The organism is Paenibacillus thermotolerans, assembly GCF_028745515.1.
In the GTDB taxonomy this organism is placed as follows: Bacteria; Bacillota; Bacilli; order Paenibacillales; family YIM-B00363; genus Paenibacillus_AE; species Paenibacillus_AE thermotolerans.
This window is the reverse complement of record NZ_JAQZSG010000055.1, coordinates 1-19,421: the sequence shown is the minus strand read 5'-3', so window position 1 is coordinate 19,421 and position 19,421 is coordinate 1. Positions and strand designations below refer to the sequence as shown.

Genomic DNA, 19,421 nt, shown 5'->3' with positions numbered 1-19,421 from the left:
TCAGGAAATTCCTGTTAGTTATTCATGCCGTCGTAGAAAAAAAAGACCGGCATCAGCCGGCCCTCAACTTCAATCTCGCTCAATATAAATCCTCCGTCGGGAGAATGCCTAAATGCTTCGCCTTCTTGATTACCTCGACCCTCGAGGAAGCGTGCAGCTTCTGGAACAGCTCGGTCAAGCCGTACTCCAGCGAGCGCTGGCTGATCATGAGCGTCTTGGAAATTTCCTTGTTGCTCTTCCCCTTCGCCAGCTCGCGCAGCAGCTTCTCCTCTTCGCTTGTAATCGTCGTAATTTCCTGATCCGTTCCGCCTTGCACGACAATCTCCTGCCGCCTCAATTGCTTCAGAAGCGACATCGGCACGACCGCCTCCTTCCTCGCGGCGCAGCGGATCGCTTGAATCAGCTGCTCGCGCGTGGACGTCTTGGCAATAAAGCCGGAGACGCCGGATTCCATCAGCAGGTTGAAGTGCGGCGCGATTTCAAAGCCCGAATAAATGAGTATGACGGCGTCGGGAACGTATTCGAGCACCTTGCGCGTCAAATCCGCCCCGTTCATATTCGGCATATACAAATCGAACAGGACGACGTCGAATTTTTTGAGGCGCACCAAGTCCGTTACTAAATACACATCCGTCTCGATCGTGACGCTCATGTCCGGCTCGGACTCGATCAGCATCTTCGTCCCTTCCACTACCGACCTGTGATCGTCAACCAATAAAATTTCCATAGCGTTCACCCTTGACCTGCGTTTTTGTCGGGAGATAAATGCTCACATGAAACCCTTGCCCCGGAGCGGATTTCAAAGCCATCTCCCCTTCCAGGCTCTGAACCCTCTTCTCGATTCCCGCAATGCCCATATGCTGAAACGAGTTCTCGAAGGCGGACAAATCGATCCCCACCCCGTCGTCCGAATAAGAAAACCGGATATGATCGTCCGTACCTTCCAGCGTCATCGCGACCTTGCTTGCCTTCGAATGCTTCGACGCATTGTTGAGCAGCTCTTGCACGATCCGGTACATCCCGAGAATTTGCTCCTCATTCAGCGCAATATCCAGCTGCTCGGCGGAAAATTCGATTTCGTAATTGGCAAACATGCGGGAATAAGAAAATAAGCTTTTTAACGACTCGACAAGTCCCATCTTGAGCAAAAACGGCGGCCGAAGCTCGTTGCACGTAATGCGGATCTGATGGATGGCATCCAATATCCCTTCTTCGATCTGCAGCAGCTCCGCCTTCAAGCCTTTATCGATCGACGCCGCAGCGTTCGAGCGCAGCGACTCCAGCTTGCGGTACCAAATGATCAAATCCTGCAGCACGGAATCGTGCAGATCGCTCGAAAGCGACGCCCGCTCCTTCTCCGAAAGCTGGAACAGCAGCCGCAGCATCCATTTCGGCGTATCGTTGTTGCTGATCGTGTCCTCCAGCCGCTTCATCAAATCCTCAATGAAGTGGAGGTTATCGTACAAAATCGTAACGTAATGCACGGCCGTTTCCAGCCACTCTTCCTCAACCTTCATGAACGGCCGGTGCCCGTCCATTCCGATCCGCAAATAAACGGGCTGCTGCTTCTCGCCGATTTTGATCCAAATTTGGTTCGCGTCCGTCAAGGTATGCTCCTGTCCTCTCGGCACTTCTTCGATGGACGCGTCCGACACCTGCAGTACCGTCTTTACTTCGTCGATCAGACGGTTTTCAAGCTCCGATACCTTCATGACGTTCGCAAGGTCGTTCGAGAACCGGTTCAAGCTTTGCTGCAGCGCTTTGTACCGTTCCTCGCTCTGAATCAGCTCCCGTTCCTCACGTTTACGCTCTGTAATATCCTTCACGATGCCGTGCACGCCGATCAGTCCGCCCGACAGAAAGATCGGGACGAGCGTGATGTGCATGATCCGCTCTCCCAGCTCGGGCCGGACGATCCGGCATTCGACGTCCCGCGGCTCTTTCCGCTGCGTGACGTAATACAGCGCCTCGTTGACCGTGAATTGATCCTCATCGAATATGAGCCCCATAAAGCAGCGGTCGGGCAGCTTGTCGAATTGAATCCCGGTAATCCTCTCGAAGGCCCGGTTCGCATTGACGAAATATCCGTTCAAATCGATCGAGAACACGCCGTCCAAGTTATTCTCGAAGAGCGACTTATACCGCTGTTCGCTCTTTTCGAGCGCGATTTCGGCGAGCTTCTTCTCGGTTTCGTCCATCATAATGCCGTCGACCCGCTCGATCTCGCCGTACTGGTTCAGGTATGGGCTTACCGTCAGCTTCACCCACCGGGTCTCTTCTCCCGGAACCATAACCCGAAAGTTGGTAGTAACGGAGATGCCCTGATCCAGCTGGCTCTTTACATCGTACATCAGATGGGCGTCATCATCCGGATGCATGTAAGTATGCATTAGAATCGGCTTTTTGATAATGTCCTGCTTCGGCATTCTAGCCATCCTGGCTAGGCTGTCGGAGGCGTACGTCAAGTGGGTAAAATCTTTGTCTGTAGACATGACCGCCGCGTTCACATTTTCCAATATGCCTTCCAGCAGCTGCTCCGCCTGTTTCCGCTTCGTGACATCTCTGACGACGGCGACGACATATTTGACGGCGCCGTCGTCATCCAGCACGGGCTTCACCCGCGCTTCCGCATACAGCGTATGGCCCTCCGCATGGCTAACCCTGTACTCGATGTCTACCGGCAGCTTCGTTCTCACTGCATTCGTATGAGACAGCCGGACGAGTTCCCGATCCTCCGGGTGGATGACTTCGAATGCGTCCATCCCGAGATATTGCTCTGGGGTAAAGCCTATCATTTCCTTAATCGAAGGGGATACGTACTGCACAACCGCATCGTTGCCGACAACAATAATCGCATCCATCGTATTCTCGGCAATAATCCGAAACATCTCTTCCTTGTCGGCCGCCAATTTAAATTCCATATCGGCTTCTCCTCGTTTTTCAGCCCTTAGAGGCGGGCGTCTCTTAAACCTTATTTACTGTCCATTATAATGAATCCCCCGGCACTTATCGCGCAAAAAAATGCGGAATACCGCAATTTATGCTCGGAACAAGAAGAAACGGCTGTTCCGTCCTCTGACGGTCGGCCGTTTCTCGGCGATATATAAGGCGGGTATGGGTTATTTTAGAAAAGGCCGCCTAAAGGACGAACCTCCGGCAGCCTACACTTCTATATTAATGACTTGAACGAATGGCGAATGACATCCCCGCGGCTAATGATTCCGATCAGTACGCCGCCGCGCTCCACGGGAATTTTCTTGATTCGCTTTTTCCCCAAAATCGCCGCAATATTCTCAATGTCCTCGTCCCACGAAACTTTAATCACCTTCTTGGTTGCAAGCGCCATAACGTTGAGATCGAGCACTCTTCGCACTCGTTCTTCATACACCACGTCATCCACTTTTATGACGTTGACGAAATATATGGCGTCGATGATTCGATCCTCATGCTTCCCGATATACTGCATAATATCTCCGTCGCTGATGTAGCCGACGATTTCGTTCCGCTCGTTCACTACCGGCAGCCCGCCGATTCGATGCTCGATAAATTTCTCGATAACGCTCCGCACCGTATCGCTTTCCTTCACCTTATGCACCTGACGAATCATAATATCTTGCGCTTGCATGCTGTCCCTCCGCCCGTGGCTTTGTCATATATTTATATTGTACTGCTAGCTTTGTCCATGTTCACGTCACGGCAGGTGCGGCCCGGTTTTCGAAAATCGCGCTCGATTATGTTACGATGAGTCTTAGAAAAAAAGTTTACCCGCACCATCGATTACTATCTTGCTTAAGCAACGCTTAAGGTTTACCCTAAATACTATTAATAGCTAAGGAGCGACGACGAGGATGACGAGACAAATTGACATTCAACTGACTCAGGCCAAGAAAGAAAAACCGGCACAGGACAAGCTCGGGTTCGGTATTTACTACACCGACCATATGTTTATTCTCGACTACAATGCGGGTCAAGGCTGGCACAGCCCGCGCATTGTACCTTATCAGCCGATCTCGCTCGACCCGGCGGCCAAAGTGTTCCACTACGGCCAAACCATCTTCGAGGGATTGAAGGCTTACAAGACTGAAGACGGACGGACGCTGCTCTTCAGACCGCAAAAAAACTTCAAAAGACTGAATCGCTCCAACGACCGTTTAAGCATTCCGCCGATCGACGAGGAGCTTGCTCTTGAAGCGTTGAAGCAATTAATTGCCGTCGATCAAGACTGGATTCCGACGGAGCCCGGCACCTCGCTGTACGTCCGGCCTTTCGTCATTGCGACTCAGCCTGCGCTTGGAGTTGCCCCTTCCACCCAATATATGTTTATGATTATCATGTCCCCGGTCGGCGCTTATTACGCGGAAGGCGTGAAACCGGTCAAAATTCACGTCGAATCGGAATACGTGCGCGCGGTGAAAGGCGGCGTCGGCGAAGCCAAGACGGCCGGCAACTATGCAGCCGGATTAAAGGCACAGGAAGTTGCTTCGGAAGGCGGATACTCCCAAGTGCTTTGGCTGGACGGCGTACACCGGAAATATATCGAAGAGGTCGGCAGCATGAACGTCTTCTTCAAAATGAACGGAACGGTTCATACTCCGGCGCTGAACGGAAGCATTCTCGAAGGGATTACGCGCGATTCCGTCATTCAGATGCTGCGCTCGTGGAACGTCCCGGTCGAGGAAAGAACGATTTCGATCGAGGAGCTTTACGAGGCCGACAAGAACGGCACGCTTGAGGAAGCCTTCGGAACCGGCACGGCTGCCGTCATTTCGCCGATCGGCGAGCTGAACTGGCACGGCAACAAGCTCGTCGTCAACAACGGCCAAACCGGCGAGCTTTCCCAGAAGCTTTATGATACTTTGACCGGCATTCAGAAGGGATCGATTCCGGATCCGTTCGGCTGGATGGTCGAAGTGAAATAATTATAAATTCGTAGCGGGAGGCGATACGATGAAAACTATTAAGCTCGGCACCAGCAATCTTGAGGTTCCTGTTGTAGCCGTAGGCTGTATGCGCATCAATTCGTTGAATAAGTCCGAAGCGGAGCGCTTCGTGCAAACGTCGCTGGAGCTCGGCGCAAACTTCTTCGACCATGCGGATATTTACGGCGGAGGAACGTGCGAGGAAATTTTCTCGGACGCGATTCATATGAACGACGATATTCGCGAAAAGATCGTTCTGCAGTCCAAGTGCGGCATTCGCAAAGGCATGTTCGATTTCTCCAAAGAACATATTTTGAACTCGGTAGACGGTATCTTAAAGAGACTCAAGACCGATTATTTGGACGTTCTGCTGCTGCACCGTCCGGATGCCCTGGTCGAACCGGAAGAGGTAGCCGAAGCGTTCGATCAGCTTGAGAGCTCGGGCAAGGTGCGTCACTTCGGCGTTTCCAACCAAAACCCGATGCAAATCCAGCTGCTGAAGAAGTTCGTGAAGCAGCCGATCGTCGCCAACCAGCTGCAGCTCAGCATCACTAACGCTACGATGATTTCCAGCGGCATTAACGTGAATATGGAAAATGCCGCCGCGGTAAACCGTGACGGCAGCGTGCTTGATTTCTGCAGGTTGAACGACATTACGATTCAGCCTTGGTCGCCTTTCCAATACGGGTTCTTCGAAGGCGTATTCCTCGGAAACGAGAAATTCCCCGAGCTGAACAAAAAAATCGATGAAATCGCAGCGAAGTATTCCGTAAGCAATACGACGATCGCCGTCGCTTGGCTGCTGCGCCACCCGGCGAAGATGCAGCCGGTCATCGGCACGATGAATATCGAGCGGCTTACGGATTGCATCAAGGCCAGCGACATTTACCTGACGCGCGAAGAGTGGTACGAAATTTACCGCGCGGCAGGCAACGTCCTTCCGTAACATAAGGAAAGACCGGATAGAGTCGATCTATCCGGTCTTTATTATTTTCCAGCCCTTACGCTTTCATATTGCTCTTGGATTGTCCGGCGGAAGCCGCTGTATTCGCTCCGACGAACTTAAACAGGTTCACCGTGAACAACAGAACGCCGACGACTACGCCGAGCGAGCTGACGATCGTTACCGGCAGGAACGCCTCGCTTACGGTAAGCTGCAGTGCAATGGAGCCTTGCATAACGGGCACCCCGATATTATGTAACCAGAAGTGCGTCTTTGCCAGTTTCGTCTCGGCGGCGCTAGGGTAGAAATGATAGATGAGGCCGAATAAAGCCATCGATACCCAGCCTAACAGATTAATGTGCGCATGAACCGAAGTGAGCCGAAAGTCGTGAATAATTCCCATCGTCATCCCAAGCAAAACGCCTACACTGAAGTAAACAGCCGCAATCTTCAAAAATCGGGCAGCCATACAAAATACCTCCCAAATGGAGTAATGTGAAGACATTCCAATTATATGTACGGCGTTCACAAATTTGCAACAATTTATTTCGAAAGTCCTATTTATTATTTCGTAAGGCCCATTCTTCTTTACCGAAGGACTTCCGCCACAAACGGCGGAAGTCTCTTCGCTTATTTACGGGTCGTATCGATCGCGGTTTTTACCGCTACGGCCAGCTGCCCTAAATTGCCGATTCCTTCAAAATGAACGTATAGAATACGCGGCGTCTCTTCAATCATATGGTTGTGCAGCGCCGATACTTTCAAGCCTCCGGCCTGCAATGCCCGAATGACGGGATTCACTTCCTCCTCCAATAAAGCGAACTCCCCTACGACCGCCGTATTTTTACCTGTTTGCTCAAAGACGGCGGTAAAGGTCAGACCCATCATTTCGGGGGAAAGCTTTAGCCCCATAAGCGTCACGTTTAGGTTTTTTCTGACGATTTCCGCTTTGCACACGCCGTCTGACCGGTTCACTCCGGCTTGAAAGATTTTCTCGATCGTATTGCAATCGGTCCCCTCTGCCGCCGCCGCCCACTGCGGGCTGATCAAGAACGTTAAGCAAAGCAAACCGGCAAATATGACTTTCACACGAACCACTACCCCTTTTCCAGAAAATTCATTCAGAATGTAGTATGGGTTGCGGTGTTTATTTTATACGCCGGCCATTCACAGGAATATTACTCATAACGCACTCTAGAAATGCCCACAGCCATAAAAATCGCTGCAAATCCGAGTAAAATCCCGACGGATCCAAGTACATCAAGCAGCGTTCCGCCATGCGACATTACCGTTTTAAAGCCTTCCATCGCCCAATACTGAGGTACGAAAAGAGCGATTTTTTGCATGAATTCAGGCACCAGCTCGATCGGCCAATAGACGCCGCCGAGCATACACGTCGGGGAAATAATGATGATTCCGAACAGCATTTGCTGCTCAGCCGTTTTAACGAAACCCGCTACCATTAATCCAAGTCCGATTGCACACAACAACAGCGAAGACACTAAGCAGAACTGAGCCAATAGATTGCCCCATACGGTTCCGAAAATAAAGTGAGAAGCTGCCATTAATATGGCGAACTGCAACCATCCGATTAAGAAAAAGGAAAGCATATAGCCGCCCATGATGTTAAATCGCGATGATGGAGTAGAGAGCAGCCTGTACCATACGCCGATTTTTCTAGCTTCTAACATTTTTCCCGTGACGATGGTCAATGTGATCATTAGGAACAAAATGATAAATCCTACCAATCTTTCGGATTGATTGTTGGACCGGTTCAACGAATTGCCCTTAGAAATATTCTTAGCGTCGACCGTGATGACATTTGCCGCTAATGCGGCAGACATATGTTGATAGCTCGTCATCCATTCCGATTCATTGCCGGTTGGATTCACCAACTGGGCGGCTTTTACTTTCATCGATATTTGTACCATTGCATCGTCGATTATCTGACGAATGGAACCCGCCGCACTTACATCCGGCCCATGGCGGAAAGTGACTTCCGATTTCTCGCCGTTGATAAGCTGCTCGGCAAATCCCGATGGAATCGTGATCGCTCCCGAGATGCTTTTGCTGCGCAGTTGTTTTTCTGCCTCGCTTTGTTCGACTAATTTGATTTCCAACAATTCGCCTTGGCTGATTTTCTCCGCGAGCTCCTGAGAGACGGCCGTTCGATCATGATCGACCAAGGCGATTTTGAACTTATCCGCGTCTGTAGTGCCGCCTACCCCGGCAAATAATAATGTGAAGAGAAGCGGCATTACGAACATAAGTACATAAGATGAAGGCTTTTGATACACACGTGCGATTTCAAATATACTAATGGACCAAATACGTCCCATGGTATTTTCCTCCTATCGATAACGTAAACGCAACGTTCCAATGAGCAACGATCCGGTTCCTATTGTTAGCAGTACGATCATCGGCAGCAGCAAAGCTTGCCAAGTAGTACCGCTCATAATGTCGATAAAGCCGTTTAACGCCCAAGTATTCGGTGTGATATGCGCGATTTTTCGCATGAAATCCGGGAAAACCGCGATCGGTACCATGGAACCGCCGAGTGCAGCGAGAATCTGTACGCCAAGCCCCGAGATCGTTTCGATCGTTTGCTCGTTTGCGATCATGGCCGCGATCATCATCGATAAACCGGATACTGCAACGGCATACATCAATCCGATCACAATGCTTTGCAGCACATTGTCTCCCCAGTCGACTCCAAATACGGCATACGTGACACCCATAAAGATCAACAGCTGAATAATGGAGAAAGAAAGTGTTCCGACATATTTCCCAAGGATGATGCTCGTTTTGCTTGTCGGCGTGTTCATTAACCGCGCCAACGTCTCAATCGATCGTTCATTGACGATCATCTTGGCTCCGACGGTTGCATTATATAGCAGGAACATGGCCAGCATGGCGGCGGCATAGTACTGCATGCTGGAAACTGCCTTTTTTCCGATCGGCTGATCTGCGACGAACGTATGTTCACCAAGCGCTTGATCGGCTATTTGAGCAAGCACTTCTTCCGCCGTGGAAGCCGTGACTGGTGTTTGCATCGATTGGCTCAACTGAGTCATGACTTCCTTGGCAGCTAAAGCTGCGGTTCCCGCACGATCTGCATATGACGTTACAATCGAGCGGACCATTTGAGAAATCATCGGTTTTCCTTGATCTTGCAATACCTCCAGTCGAGCGGACTCCGCCGCCTGAACTTTACGGCTAAAATCTTGAGGGATGATCAATCCGACATCATCTTTACCGTCTATCATTTGCGATTCCACTTCTTCCTTGCTTGTCAAAGAATGGATCGTAATATGCGAAACTAATCTTTCATTCTGAAGCACATCTTCAATCAGGCGAGCGCCCAGTTCTCCCGAATCGGCATTGTATACCGCAATCGTCATCTTCGGCATGGAATTCGTGTCATCGTCGAGCACTCCTTTCAGCGCCGTGCCTAAAATCGCTGTAAGCAGAATCGGCAGCAATAAAAAGAGTGCGACTCCTTTGCGGTCCTTCAATCGTATCTTTATATCTTTCCATGCAATAATCCATACTTTCATGATTGACTCCTCCTTAGTCTCTTAGCGTGCGACCGGTTAATTGCAGAAACACGGATTCCAGGTTCGGCTCCTGCACATCGACGGATAATACTTGCAATCCGGATTGGATTACGAGCGCTACCGCATCGCCCAACGTTTGGCGCGCATCCGCGGCATAGATCGTAATCTGTTCGCCGTCTGCTTTCACGCCTCGCACCTTCGGAATCGTTCCAAGTTGATCGATCATTGCTTGACTGGGATTATTGACTTTCATTTGAATGGAGGTTGCTCCTACCAATCGATTGCAAAGCTCCGTTTTCGTACCGGATGCAATGACTTCGCCTTGATCAACGATTGCAATGCGCTCGCATAAGTACTCGACTTCCTCCATGTAGTGGCTCGTATAAATCACGGTCATGCCTTCTTGGTTGAGCTTTTTCACGGTTTCCAGTATGTGATTTCTGGATTGCGGATCGATTCCGACGGTAGGCTCATCCATAATGAGCAATTCCGGCTTATGCATGAGGGCTGCTCCGATATTAATGCGGCGTTTCATGCCCCCGGAATAATTTTCGATTTTTTCTTTCGCTCGATCTTTTAAGCCTACGATTTCTAATACTTCTTCCGCACGTTTCTTTGCTTCCCCTCTGCTGAGACCGTACATCCGGCCCCAGAAGTACAAGTTCTCTCTTGCGGAGATCGTAGGATACAGTGCGATCTCTTGCGGGACAACTCCGATTTTACGTTTCACTTCCATCGGGTTGTTGCGAATCGACACGCCGCCTACGGTTATATCTCCGCCGCTGCTCTCAATCAAACCGCAAATCATCGAGATGGTCGTCGATTTTCCGGCCCCGTTCGGACCCAATAATCCGAACGCTTCCCCTTTGTTTACGGTAAATGTGACACCGCGCACAACTTCACGATTTCCAAAGCTTTTTTTCAAATCAACTACTTGTAACAATGTAAGCACCTCGTTTATTTGTTCTGTTGAGTTCAGTCTACCTGCTTTGACCGCCGCTTCCATCTATCGCAAGAGAGATTTTGACCATGCAAAAAAGCGACCCTTTCGGATCGCTTCGGATGCAACTATGCTGAAAGTCATGTATCGTAGGTGGTGATGCCGTGCCGGACGGCGAATATGGCCGCTTGGGTTCGGTCGCGTAACCCGAGCTTGGTAATGAGATTGGATACGTGATTTTTTACCGTGCCTTCCGAAATATACAGCAATTCTCCGATTTCACGATTGCTCAGCCCATATCCGAGCTGCTTGAGAACCTCCATTTCACGATCCGTTAATTCCTCCGGCATAGGAATCGGAGACGGAATTGTATTTCCGCTATTGGATGACCCGCCCCCGCCATGCGCTTCGGCAATTCGCGAACGTTTCAATTCGGCAATCACTTGCGCCGTCAAATCGGGAGGCAATACGACGCCGCCCGCTTGAACGGTCATAATCGCTTGCACGATCGTTTCAGCCGGCATATCTTTTAGAAGATATCCGCTTGCCCCTTCGTTTAACGCATCGAAAATCAAATCGCTGTCATTAAAGGTGGTCAAGATCAGCACCTTCGTTTCCGGCAGTTGTTCCCGAATGAGGCGTGTCCCGGTTACTCCGTCCACTCCCGGCATACGAATATCCATCAATACGAGATCCGGTTTTTCGCGCTTTGCTATATCCAGAGCCTCAGCGCCGTCCGATGCCGTGCCTACTACCTCTATTTCTTTCGTTAAGCTCAGGATAGTTTTCAATCCGTCCCGCATCAGCTGCTGGTCGTCTGTAATAATGATCCGAATCATGAAACGGCACCTCCGTATGTCCAAGTTTTCGTTTGTGTAGGAAATGTAATTTGCACACGAAACCCGTTACCCTTCGCACTTTCGAATTGGATGGATCCGCTATGTTCCTGCACGCGTTCCCGCATATTCATGAGACCGAATCCGGGCACCACTTCCGCCGCACCTTGGCCGTTATCCATTATCGCGATTTCAATCTGACTTTCGCTCGCATGCAGCGTCACGACGGCTTCCGACGCATTGCCATGACGTTTGGCATTAGTCAGCGATTCTTGAATCAGGCGAAAAATCGTCGGCTGTAACGACGTCGAAATCCGCGTGAAATCCCCTTCCACCTGCAGAGATGTTTGCATGCCGGTCATGTCGGAAAACTCTTTCATCAGCTTCCTCAATGTATCTACGAACGTGAGATAGTTCCCGCCTTCGTCACGAAGTGCACGGACCGACAATCGCACTTCCTGTAACGCGGACCTGGCCAGCTCTTCACAGCGGCTCAACGTATCTTCCGCTTGTTTGATATCGTGCTGCTGCAGCATGCGTGCGGCTTGGAGCTGGACGATCAAGGCGGTCATCGTATGCCCGACGGTATCATGGATTTCGCGGGCGATTTTATTCCGTTCGCTCGCAGCGGTCAGCTCCTCCACTTGCTTTGCATACATACTAAGCTGATCGTGCGCTTGTTGAAGCTCGGAATGAGAATGATCCAATTTTTCATATTGCTCTGCGATTTTCGCTCTAGCTTTAAATAAATAGCTTACCATGATTCCAACAAAACTGGAATTTAGCACAAAGCCGAGGTTGATCAACATATCCATAAGACGAAAATGACCTGTATATGAATAGTCGAGAGTCCAGAGGCAGATCCAGGCGATTGCAAACAAGAAGCTGGCGATTTGGACCGTTCTGCGATGATTGGTGAAGATCAGCAGCGTAATTCCGACAATCCCGAAATTAATTTGATAAAGCGTCTGGGTCGGAAACACAATTCCGAAAACGATCGTTAATAGAAAATCGATACTTGTCCATACAAGGTGATACTTCATCGTTCGTTCGCTAAAATGAAGAAAGTGTGTAAGTGCGTAAATGAGCATTGCGGCTATTACGAAAACCATTTTCCAGTATGTAACGGCTTCATTCGTGAATAGGTAGCTTCCCCCGATAAGAAGCAACATGATTAACCGCAATTCCCGCATGAAATAAAAGGCGATCGGAAGCTTTTGCTGATGCTCTTGCTTGATATCCCACAATCTCATTCGCGTCCCACCCTTTTGCTCAAATGTAGATTACTATCTCCATATTTTAATCGAACAGCGAAAGAGCGTACATAATAATACGTACGCTCTTTCCGGCACAGTCTATATTCAGGTATTGCAACAATAACCGATCAAGCTTTCACCGCAGCCCCTGCCGTTGCCGCATCTTGCTTGGATAAGAACAAGTTCAAGATAATCGCAGTCAAAGAGCCGGAGACGATACCGTTCTGCAACAGCATTTTGGCAAAGTCCGGAAACTGGTCGAATATTTGCGGAAGGGCGGCCGATCCCAGACCGACAGCGATACTGCAAGCGGCGATCATCAGGTTATTCCCCTTGCGCAGATCAACCTCCGACAAAATCGATATCCCAGAGGCCGCAACCGATCCAAACATGACAATCATCGCGCCCCCAAGCACCGCGTTGGGAATGACGGTCGTTAAGGCGGCCAGCTTCGGCAGCAAGCCCAGAACAACCATGATGCCTCCCGCGGCAAAGATGACGTCGCGGGTTTTCACTCGGGTAATCGAGATCAAGCCGACATTTTGTGAAAAGGCGGTATAAGGGAACGCATTAAAAATTCCCCCAAGCATGATCGCAAGGCCTTCGGAACGCAAGCCGTTGACAATTTGCTTCTTCTCGACTTGTTGTTCCGTCGCTTTGCCCACGGCTAAATAAACGCCGGTGGACTCTACCATACTGACGATATTAACGATAATCATCGTGATTACTGCCGTTATAGCGAATTGCGGAGTGCCAAAATAAAAAGGCTGCGGGATGTTAACCAATGACGCTTCCGCAACGGACGAGAAATGAACGATTCCCATGGCATAGGCCGCAACGGTTCCGACCGCCAGTCCGATCAGTACGGAAACGGAACGTAAAAACCCGGTAGCGAAACGGTTGATAAGCAAAATCACGAGAAGCGTCAGAAGCGCGAGCAGCAAATTGCGCGGCTGGCCGAAATCCGCGCTTCCCTGTCCGCCGGCTGCGTTGTTCATCGCAACCGGAATCAAGGATAATCCGATGATCGTCACGACCGAACCGGTGACGATCGTCGGAAAAAATTTCAGCAATTTCCCGTAAAGCGGCGCAGCTATGACCACGAACAAACCGGAAATGATAATCGCCCCGTATGCCGTCGCCAAATTAGAAGCGGAGGCGATGGCAATAATCGGCCCGACGGCCGTAAAAGTACACCCCAATATAACCGGCAATCTGCTGCCGAAATACTTCGTCCCCATCACTTGCAGGATTGTCGCGATTCCGCACGTAAATAAGTCCGCCGCGATCAAATAAGCCATTTGAGCAGCGGTCAATTGCAGCGCTCCTCCGACGATTAACGGCACGACGACCGCTCCGGCGTACATTGCCAGCACATGCTGGAAGCCTAACGTGACCACTTTTTGTTTACTTAACATGAACCGTTCTCCCCCGCTCTTCTTGGCATAACATATCGTCTTCTACAAAGTGAATTTCGCCCGGCGACATCGAAGCAATCCGGGCTAAGGAGCAAACAGGAACACCCATACTTTCCAGCAAGCTGCGACCTTCTTGAAAGCTTTTCTCAATCACGCAGCCGACCCCGATCAGCTCCGCTTGCGCTTGTCTCACGATATCGACCAACCCTGCGAGCGCCGCGCCCGTAGCCAGAAAATCGTCGATAATCAACACTTTGTCGCCAGGACCTAAATATTTTTGGGAGATGCTGACTTGGTACGTTTCTTGGCGGGTGAACGAATGAACCGGCGCCGAATACAAACTCTCGGTGAGGGTGACGGCTTTCTTCTTCTTTGCATAAATAAAAGGAACACCGAGCTCGATCGCCGTCGCCATCGCGAACTGAATGCCGCTGGCTTCAACGGTAAGCACTTTCGTGATCGACGGATCGCAGTAAATTCCGGCAAACTCTTTGCCGATCTCCAGCGCCAGCTGCGTATCCACCTGATGATTTAAAAAAGAATCCACCTTCAACACCCGATCGGACAAAATTAATCCTTCTTGACGTATGCGCTCCTGAAGCAATTTCATTGTCGTTCGCCGCTCCTTTTTGAAATGAAAAAAAGACAGGTTCCTTGAGCCGATTCCTCAAGTGAAACCTGTCCTTCCGGGTTTTTATCCCTAATGGTGTAACACACGGATGTGTCCGCATCGCTTGGACCAGCCTTTCTTTCCACAACAAAAAAAAGAAACGGAACCCTAGATGCGCTTTCACTCATAGTCGGACGATTGCATTGGTCATCCGGTAGAAACTTATGGGCCATATCCCCAAAATTATACGAGTTTCATATGAAGTTATATTTGTATATAGTACACGCCGCGTCCTATCATTTCAAGAGGGTGATCCGGCTTGGATATCGTTCCCTGACCGGCCGTTGTTCCAAGTATCCTTCAACGGCACGATACGGTTGAATACAAGCCGATGATCGGAGCTAATCTTCCTGTCTGCGCAGAAATAGCCATGACGGAAAAATTGGAATTTTTGATCCGGGCGAGCATGCTTGATGGAAGGTTCTATTAAAGCGGCCTTTATGGTAATCAACGAGTCCGGGTTTACTTTAGCGGCCCAATCCTCGCTGTCCCCTTTGGGAATATGTTGATCCGTCAGCAACTTCTCATAAAGATTAACATCGGCCTTTACCGCATGATCCCCGGACACCCAGTGGATTGTCCCCTTCACCTTTCGGCCGGTAAATCCGGTGCCGCTCTTTGTAGCCGGATCGTACGTGCACCGAAGCTCCGTAACTTCACCGGTCTCCGGGTCCTTGACCACTTCTTCGCACCTGATAAAATAAGCCCCCTTCAGCCTCACCTCGGCATTCGGACTGAGCCGGTGGAAGCCCTTGGACGGATGCTCCATAAAATCGTCCCGTTCGATATAAATCGTCCTGGAAAAAGGAACCTCTCTCTTCCCCAGCGTTTCGTTTTCGCTGTTGTTTTCAATCGTTAGCAGCTCCACGGCATGCTCAGGGTAATTGGTGATGACGACCTTTAAAGGCTGCAATACAGCCATGACGGTTACCGTCTTTTGTTTCAGGTCTTGCCTGAGGCAATGATCCAGGAGCGAAATATCGACCGTACTTTCCGTCCGAATGCCGCCAATCGCTTCGATGAAGCTGCGTATGCTTTCCGGGGTGAACCCTCTTCTTCTTAAGCCCCGAATGGTCGGAAGCCTCGGATCGTCCCAGCCGTCCACGATCCCCTCTTGTACCAGCGACCTTAAAAACCGTTTGCTCGTCACGACACCGGTCAAGTTCAGCCGGCCGAATTCCCGCTGCCTCGGGGGATCCGCTATATCAAGCTCATGTAAGACCCATTCGTACAAAGGGCGATGGTCTTTGAATTCGATGGAGCACAAGGAATACGTAACGCCCTCGATCGCGTCTTGAATCGGATGGGCAAAGTCGTACATCGGATAGATGCACCAATCGGTTCCCGTCCTGTAATGCTCCGCATGAATGATTCGGTAAATCACAGGATCGCGCAAATTGATATTGGGCGAGCTCATATCGATTTTAGCGCGTAGAACTTTGGAGCCGGCCGGAAAGTCGCCACTTTTCATGTTTGCAAAGAGCTCCAAATTTTCCTCGACGGTTCGGTTTCGATAAGGGCTGTTCGTGCCCGGCCTTGTTAAGGTCCCCCGATACTCCGTTACCTGTTCCGCCGTTAAATCGCAGACGTACGCTTTTCCGCGCCGTATCAATGTAATGGCGGCGTTATAAATTTGATCCGAGTAGTCCGAACCGAAATAAATATGATTCCCCGGATCGTAACCAAGCCACTTCATATCCTCAATGATCGCGTGAACGTACTCGATATCCTCCTTCAAAGGGTTCGTATCGTCAAAGCGCAAATGGAACGTCCCGTTAAACTGCCGAGCCACCGAATAATTCGTGTGTATCGCATAAGCGCTGCCGATATGAAGATAACCGTTCGGTTCGGGCGGAAATCGCGTGCACATTTTCCTGCTTATAGGGCTTTGCTCGATTTCATCTCCAATCAGTCTGTACATAAAATTTTCATCTTGATATTCCTTTTCGTTAACCATGCCGACTCCTCCTTAATGAACTGTAAAGGGCAATCCGATAAAAAAAAAATTTCACCTCCAAGACGCTCTTGTCTTGGGGACGAAATTTTCGTGGTGCCACCCCGGCTTCATTAATATGTCGCCATATTAACCTCTTCAAGTACGGCATTGCGGTCAATGCTTATACTCTAGCTCTATAACGGGAGCTCCCGTCACGCCATCCCCCGCTGAAGGTTCCGGCGCGCTGCTCGGAGGCTTGGTTCGGGGAACGGCTCTTCGCTCCTTCTCAGCTGCCGGAGCTCTCTGTGCAAGAACCTATTCCCTTACTCTTCTCTTCATCGCGTTTATATATTGCAAATATGTTATCAAAGCATTCCCTTTTTTGTAAACGGTGATTCGCGCTCAAATGTGTGTTACTGTTATGAGCATGAATTTCTTCCAATAGGGGAAAAATGAACGTACTTTTTAAGGAGACCCTCTATGAATCCCAAGATTTCTTTCAGCGAAACTTTGACCATCGGACTTATGCTGTTCGCCTTGTTTTTCGGAGCGGGCAATCTTGTTTTCCCGGCACTATTAGGCCAAAACGCAGGCGATCAATATTGGCAAGCCAATGTAGGCTTCCTGATCACGGGTGTGGGTTTGCCCTTGCTTGGAACGTTGGCTCTCGGATTTTCCGGTTCGAAACATTTGCTCGAATTGACCGGCCGCGTGCATCCTTGGTTCGCCGTCTGCTATACGACTTTACTTTACTTAACGATCGGGCCGTTGTTTGCTATGCCGAGAACCGGCACCGTTTCGTACGAAATCGGCATCAAGCCCTTTATCGAAACGGAGCATGGTCCATTAGCATTGGCGGTATTTACCGTATTGTTTTTCGGGGTAACCCTGCTCTTCTCCATTAACCCGACAAAAATTGTCGATATCGTAGGAAAAATACTGACACCTGTATTGATCGCCTGCATTGCGTTGCTGGCCATAGCGGCCATCGCGTCACCACTAGGAGAACCGCAAGAACCGGTAGCCGGTTATGCCTCCCAAGCCTTCTTTAACGGGTTTCAAGAGGGGTATTTGACTATGGATGCACTGGCGGCGCTCGTATTCGGCATCATCGTCATTAACGCGATTCGAGCGAAAGGGATCAGCGAGCGCACAAGCTTGCTGTCCGTCTGCTTTCAGGCGGCCTTCATTGCAGCGGCAATACTCGCCGTTATATACACATCCCTTAACTACATCGGAGCTAGCAGCGTTGCCGCCTTCGGGCTTCTAGCCAACGGCGGCGAGGTGTTGAATTTGGCAGCCAGCCATTATTTCGGCACCTTCGGTGGAATCGTGCTCGGCATCATTGTGCTGCTTGCCTGTCTGACTACAAGCATCGGCCTGACCGTCTCCTGCAGCAGCTATTTTCACAAGCTTATTCCAGGCTTGTCGTATCAAAGTGCTTGCATCGTCTTGAGTATTATCAGCGCTTTGCTGGCCAATATCGGTCTGAATCAATTAATCCGCTTTTCAGTTCCCGTTCTGACGATCTTATACCCTCTGGCCATCGTGCTTATTTTCCTTACATTCATGCATGATCTGTTTAAAGGCAAGCGTTCCGTTTACGGGTTCAGCCTGCTGATGACTTTTCTCGTCAGTTCGGTCGACAGCCTGGCAGGGACATCCCTCGGGATGGAGCGGCTCGACCGATTGTTTAGTGAGAACATACCGTTGTATAAAATCGGATTAGGCTGGCTGCTTCCGGCCGGCTTAGGAGTGCTGATCGGACTTCTGGTGCCGGGGCGAAGCTTACGTTTTGGAGGGGCTCGCAAAGGCGGAGAATACCCCTAGAACAATATAAAAATAACCGGCTATCCGATTCTGCAACTTCGAACTCGCTTTACTGCCAAGAAGCCGCTTTCTAATGCTTGCTGCAAGAACTGCATACAGACCGTCATTAATAAAAGCTAAGATGATATATATCGTTCCTAAAAGTAAAAATTGGAGTGTGACGGATCCGGCGGAAGGCGATATGAATTGCGGGAAGAACGCTAAAAAAAACAGCGCTGTCTTAGGATTCATTACTTCTACAAGCACGGATTGGTAAAAAGTTTTTACTAATTTCTTACGTGGTGCTTTTGGAATTTCCGAAGCCGTTCTATCCGATGCAGAAAATAAAGTCTTGCACCCCAGATAAATAAGATAAGCGGCGCCCAAGTATTTCACGATATGAAAGGCTGTTGCCGATGTCATAAGGATCGCGGAAACTCCAACGGCTCCGGCTATCACGTGAACCGAACCGCCAAGAACTACGCCAACAACCGATACCAGGCCTGCTTTCTTCCCTTGATCTATACTTCTTGCCATAATATAGAACACAGCCGGTCCAGGCATGATTAACAATGTAGCGGCAGCAATTATAAATAGCCAAATCGTTGAAAACTCCATAACATGCAGCTCCTCGTTATTACGCTTTATTTTTAAGGTTCTCTTTCATCAAGGAAGCGATTTGCTGCTCGTTCGGAAACGGGATCCGTTCCAACTGTTTTATAACGAGCTCTTGTCTGTGTACGGAATGGTTTTGACTTACCTTTGCTTTCCCTTCCATTCGATCGATTTTTATTTTGAATCCTTGAACGCCTTTGTTCATACCGGCGAGAAATTCAGCATCTACATCTTGTAATCTATACGAACTGTCAGGAGCTTCATACTTCAATACCATATCATTCAAGTAACTCATTAACTCGTGCTCGTCCTCGATCAGCTCCACTTCTCCGTAAACATGAACGATCACATAATTCCACGTCGGCACTGCTTTATTGGTCTCATACCAAGAGGGAGAAATATAACAATGGGGACCCTGGAAAACAGTTAAGACCGTCTGCTTTCGAATATCGTTCCACTGCGGGTTCGAACGGGCAAAATGATATTAGGTCAATAGAGTGGACACAGAAAATTTCGTACTTC

17 protein-coding genes, 1 pseudogene, 1 riboswitch and 1 other annotated feature are annotated in these 19,421 nt (G+C 49.7%); of the genes and pseudogenes, 3 read left to right on the top strand and 15 right to left on the bottom strand.

Annotation, left to right across the window (positions count from 1 at the left end):
- Positions 1–79: 79 nt before the first annotated feature.
- From PT964_RS24900 to PT964_RS24890, 3 genes are all read right to left on the bottom strand, one after another.
- Positions 80–727: a response regulator transcription factor gene (locus PT964_RS24900; protein ID WP_274366075.1), complete on the bottom strand. Its 648-nt coding sequence runs from the start codon at positions 725–727 to the stop codon at positions 80–82.
- Entirely contained in the window at positions 708–2,921 is a 2,214-nt protein-coding gene (locus PT964_RS24895; protein ID WP_274366074.1) for a sensor histidine kinase, read from the bottom strand. The genes PT964_RS24900 and PT964_RS24895 overlap by 20 nt, the downstream gene beginning before the upstream one ends.
- 248 nt (positions 2,922–3,169) lie before the next feature.
- Complete coding sequence (locus tag PT964_RS24890) at positions 3,170–3,625, bottom strand: CBS domain-containing protein (protein ID WP_274366073.1); 456 nt, start codon at positions 3,623–3,625, stop codon at positions 3,170–3,172.
- Positions 3,626–3,848: 223 nt separating this feature from the next.
- Between PT964_RS24890 and PT964_RS24885 the strand changes: the two genes are divergently transcribed.
- Together PT964_RS24885 and PT964_RS24880 are read left to right on the top strand one after the other, a co-directional pair.
- Complete coding sequence (locus tag PT964_RS24885; protein ID WP_274366072.1) at positions 3,849–4,919, top strand: branched-chain amino acid aminotransferase; 1,071 nt, start codon at positions 3,849–3,851, stop codon at positions 4,917–4,919.
- A gap of 28 nt (positions 4,920–4,947) precedes the next feature.
- On the top strand, positions 4,948–5,865 hold the full coding sequence (locus PT964_RS24880; protein ID WP_274366071.1) for an aldo/keto reductase: 918 nt from the start codon (positions 4,948–4,950) through the stop codon (positions 5,863–5,865).
- 55 nt (positions 5,866–5,920) lie between these two features.
- Here PT964_RS24880 and PT964_RS24875 read toward each other — a convergent pair whose 3' ends face one another.
- The 10 genes from PT964_RS24875 to PT964_RS24830 form a co-directional block, all read right to left on the bottom strand.
- Positions 5,921–6,331, bottom strand: coding sequence for a cytochrome-c oxidase (locus PT964_RS24875; RefSeq protein WP_274366070.1), 411 nt, complete (start codon positions 6,329–6,331; stop codon positions 5,921–5,923).
- A gap of 161 nt (positions 6,332–6,492) precedes the next feature.
- Positions 6,493–6,951, bottom strand: a complete 459-nt coding sequence (locus PT964_RS24870; RefSeq protein WP_274366069.1) for a DUF1259 domain-containing protein — start codon at positions 6,949–6,951, stop codon at positions 6,493–6,495.
- A gap of 89 nt (positions 6,952–7,040) precedes the next feature.
- Positions 7,041–8,201, bottom strand: coding sequence for an ABC transporter permease (locus tag PT964_RS24865; RefSeq protein ID WP_274366068.1), 1,161 nt, complete (start codon positions 8,199–8,201; stop codon positions 7,041–7,043).
- Positions 8,202–8,213: 12 nt separating this feature from the next.
- A complete protein-coding gene (locus tag PT964_RS24860; RefSeq protein WP_274366067.1) occupies positions 8,214–9,419 on the bottom strand; it encodes an ABC transporter permease in 1,206 nt (401 codons plus the stop codon).
- A gap of 13 nt (positions 9,420–9,432) precedes the next feature.
- Positions 9,433–10,362 (bottom strand): ABC transporter ATP-binding protein, encoded by a 930-nt coding sequence (locus PT964_RS24855; protein ID WP_274366066.1) that lies wholly within the window; start codon positions 10,360–10,362, stop codon positions 9,433–9,435.
- 137 nt (positions 10,363–10,499) lie between these two features.
- Entirely contained in the window at positions 10,500–11,198 is a 699-nt protein-coding gene (locus PT964_RS24850) for a response regulator (protein ID WP_274366065.1), read from the bottom strand.
- Positions 11,195–12,448, bottom strand: a complete 1,254-nt coding sequence (locus PT964_RS24845; protein ID WP_274366064.1) for a sensor histidine kinase — start codon at positions 12,446–12,448, stop codon at positions 11,195–11,197. The genes PT964_RS24850 and PT964_RS24845 overlap by 4 nt, the downstream gene beginning before the upstream one ends.
- Positions 12,449–12,579: 131 nt before the next feature.
- Entirely contained in the window at positions 12,580–13,869 is a 1,290-nt protein-coding gene (locus PT964_RS24840; RefSeq protein ID WP_274366063.1) for a nucleobase:cation symporter-2 family protein, read from the bottom strand.
- Positions 13,859–14,479: a xanthine phosphoribosyltransferase gene (locus tag PT964_RS24835; RefSeq protein ID WP_274366062.1), complete on the bottom strand. Its 621-nt coding sequence runs from the start codon at positions 14,477–14,479 to the stop codon at positions 13,859–13,861. Before PT964_RS24835 ends, PT964_RS24840 begins: the two co-directional genes overlap by 11 nt.
- Positions 14,480–14,646: 167 nt before the next feature.
- Positions 14,647–14,750, bottom strand: a riboswitch (purine riboswitch).
- 30 nt (positions 14,751–14,780) lie between these two features.
- The gene (locus PT964_RS24830) at positions 14,781–16,496 is read right to left on the bottom strand and encodes a glutamine--tRNA ligase/YqeY domain fusion protein (RefSeq protein ID WP_274366061.1); all 1,716 of its coding nucleotides are present in this window, start codon (positions 16,494–16,496) and stop codon (positions 14,781–14,783) included.
- A gap of 72 nt (positions 16,497–16,568) precedes the next feature.
- Positions 16,569–16,823 (bottom strand) — a binding site (T-box leader).
- Positions 16,824–16,955: 132 nt separating this feature from the next.
- Between PT964_RS24830 and brnQ the strand changes: the two genes are divergently transcribed.
- Entirely contained in the window at positions 16,956–18,305 is a 1,350-nt protein-coding gene (brnQ, locus tag PT964_RS24825; protein ID WP_274366060.1) for a branched-chain amino acid transport system II carrier protein, read from the top strand.
- Here the strand turns inward: brnQ and PT964_RS24820 are convergent.
- Both PT964_RS24820 and PT964_RS24815 read right to left on the bottom strand, forming a co-directional pair.
- Positions 18,264–18,902, bottom strand: a complete 639-nt coding sequence (locus PT964_RS24820; RefSeq protein WP_274366059.1) for a LysE family translocator — start codon at positions 18,900–18,902, stop codon at positions 18,264–18,266. The two genes, brnQ and PT964_RS24820, sit on opposite strands and share 42 nt — an antisense overlap.
- Before the next feature lie 19 nt (positions 18,903–18,921).
- A pseudogene (locus tag PT964_RS24815) lies at positions 18,922–19,380 on the bottom strand (FMN-binding negative transcriptional regulator); the annotation flags it as partial.
- Positions 19,381–19,421 lie beyond the last annotated feature (41 nt).

What these genes read in the sequence shown, in the direction of transcription:
- PT964_RS24900 (WP_274366075.1), bottom strand. Translation starts at nt 727, where the DNA reads ATGGAAATTTTATTGGTTGACGATCACAGGTCGGTAGTGGAAGGGACG.
- PT964_RS24895 (WP_274366074.1), bottom strand. Translation starts at nt 2,921, where the DNA reads ATGGAATTTAAATTGGCGGCCGACAAGGAAGAGATGTTTCGGATTATT.
- PT964_RS24890 (WP_274366073.1), bottom strand. Translation starts at nt 3,625, where the DNA reads ATGCAAGCGCAAGATATTATGATTCGTCAGGTGCATAAGGTGAAGGAA.
- PT964_RS24885 (WP_274366072.1), top strand. Translation starts at nt 3,849, where the DNA reads ATGACGAGACAAATTGACATTCAACTGACTCAGGCCAAGAAAGAAAAA.
- PT964_RS24880 (WP_274366071.1), top strand. Translation starts at nt 4,948, where the DNA reads ATGAAAACTATTAAGCTCGGCACCAGCAATCTTGAGGTTCCTGTTGTA.
- PT964_RS24875 (WP_274366070.1), bottom strand. Translation starts at nt 6,331, where the DNA reads ATGGCTGCCCGATTTTTGAAGATTGCGGCTGTTTACTTCAGTGTAGGC.
- PT964_RS24865 (WP_274366068.1), bottom strand. Translation starts at nt 8,201, where the DNA reads ATGGGACGTATTTGGTCCATTAGTATATTTGAAATCGCACGTGTGTAT.
- PT964_RS24860 (WP_274366067.1), bottom strand. Translation starts at nt 9,419, where the DNA reads ATGAAAGTATGGATTATTGCATGGAAAGATATAAAGATACGATTGAAG.
- PT964_RS24850 (WP_274366065.1), bottom strand. Translation starts at nt 11,198, where the DNA reads ATGATTCGGATCATTATTACAGACGACCAGCAGCTGATGCGGGACGGA.
- PT964_RS24845 (WP_274366064.1), bottom strand. Translation starts at nt 12,448, where the DNA reads ATGAGATTGTGGGATATCAAGCAAGAGCATCAGCAAAAGCTTCCGATC.
- PT964_RS24840 (WP_274366063.1), bottom strand. Translation starts at nt 13,869, where the DNA reads ATGTTAAGTAAACAAAAAGTGGTCACGTTAGGCTTCCAGCATGTGCTG.
- PT964_RS24835 (WP_274366062.1), bottom strand. Translation starts at nt 14,479, where the DNA reads ATGAAATTGCTTCAGGAGCGCATACGTCAAGAAGGATTAATTTTGTCC.
- PT964_RS24830 (WP_274366061.1), bottom strand. Translation starts at nt 16,496, where the DNA reads ATGGTTAACGAAAAGGAATATCAAGATGAAAATTTTATGTACAGACTG.
- brnQ (WP_274366060.1), top strand. Translation starts at nt 16,956, where the DNA reads ATGAATCCCAAGATTTCTTTCAGCGAAACTTTGACCATCGGACTTATG.
- PT964_RS24820 (WP_274366059.1), bottom strand. Translation starts at nt 18,902, where the DNA reads ATGGAGTTTTCAACGATTTGGCTATTTATAATTGCTGCCGCTACATTG.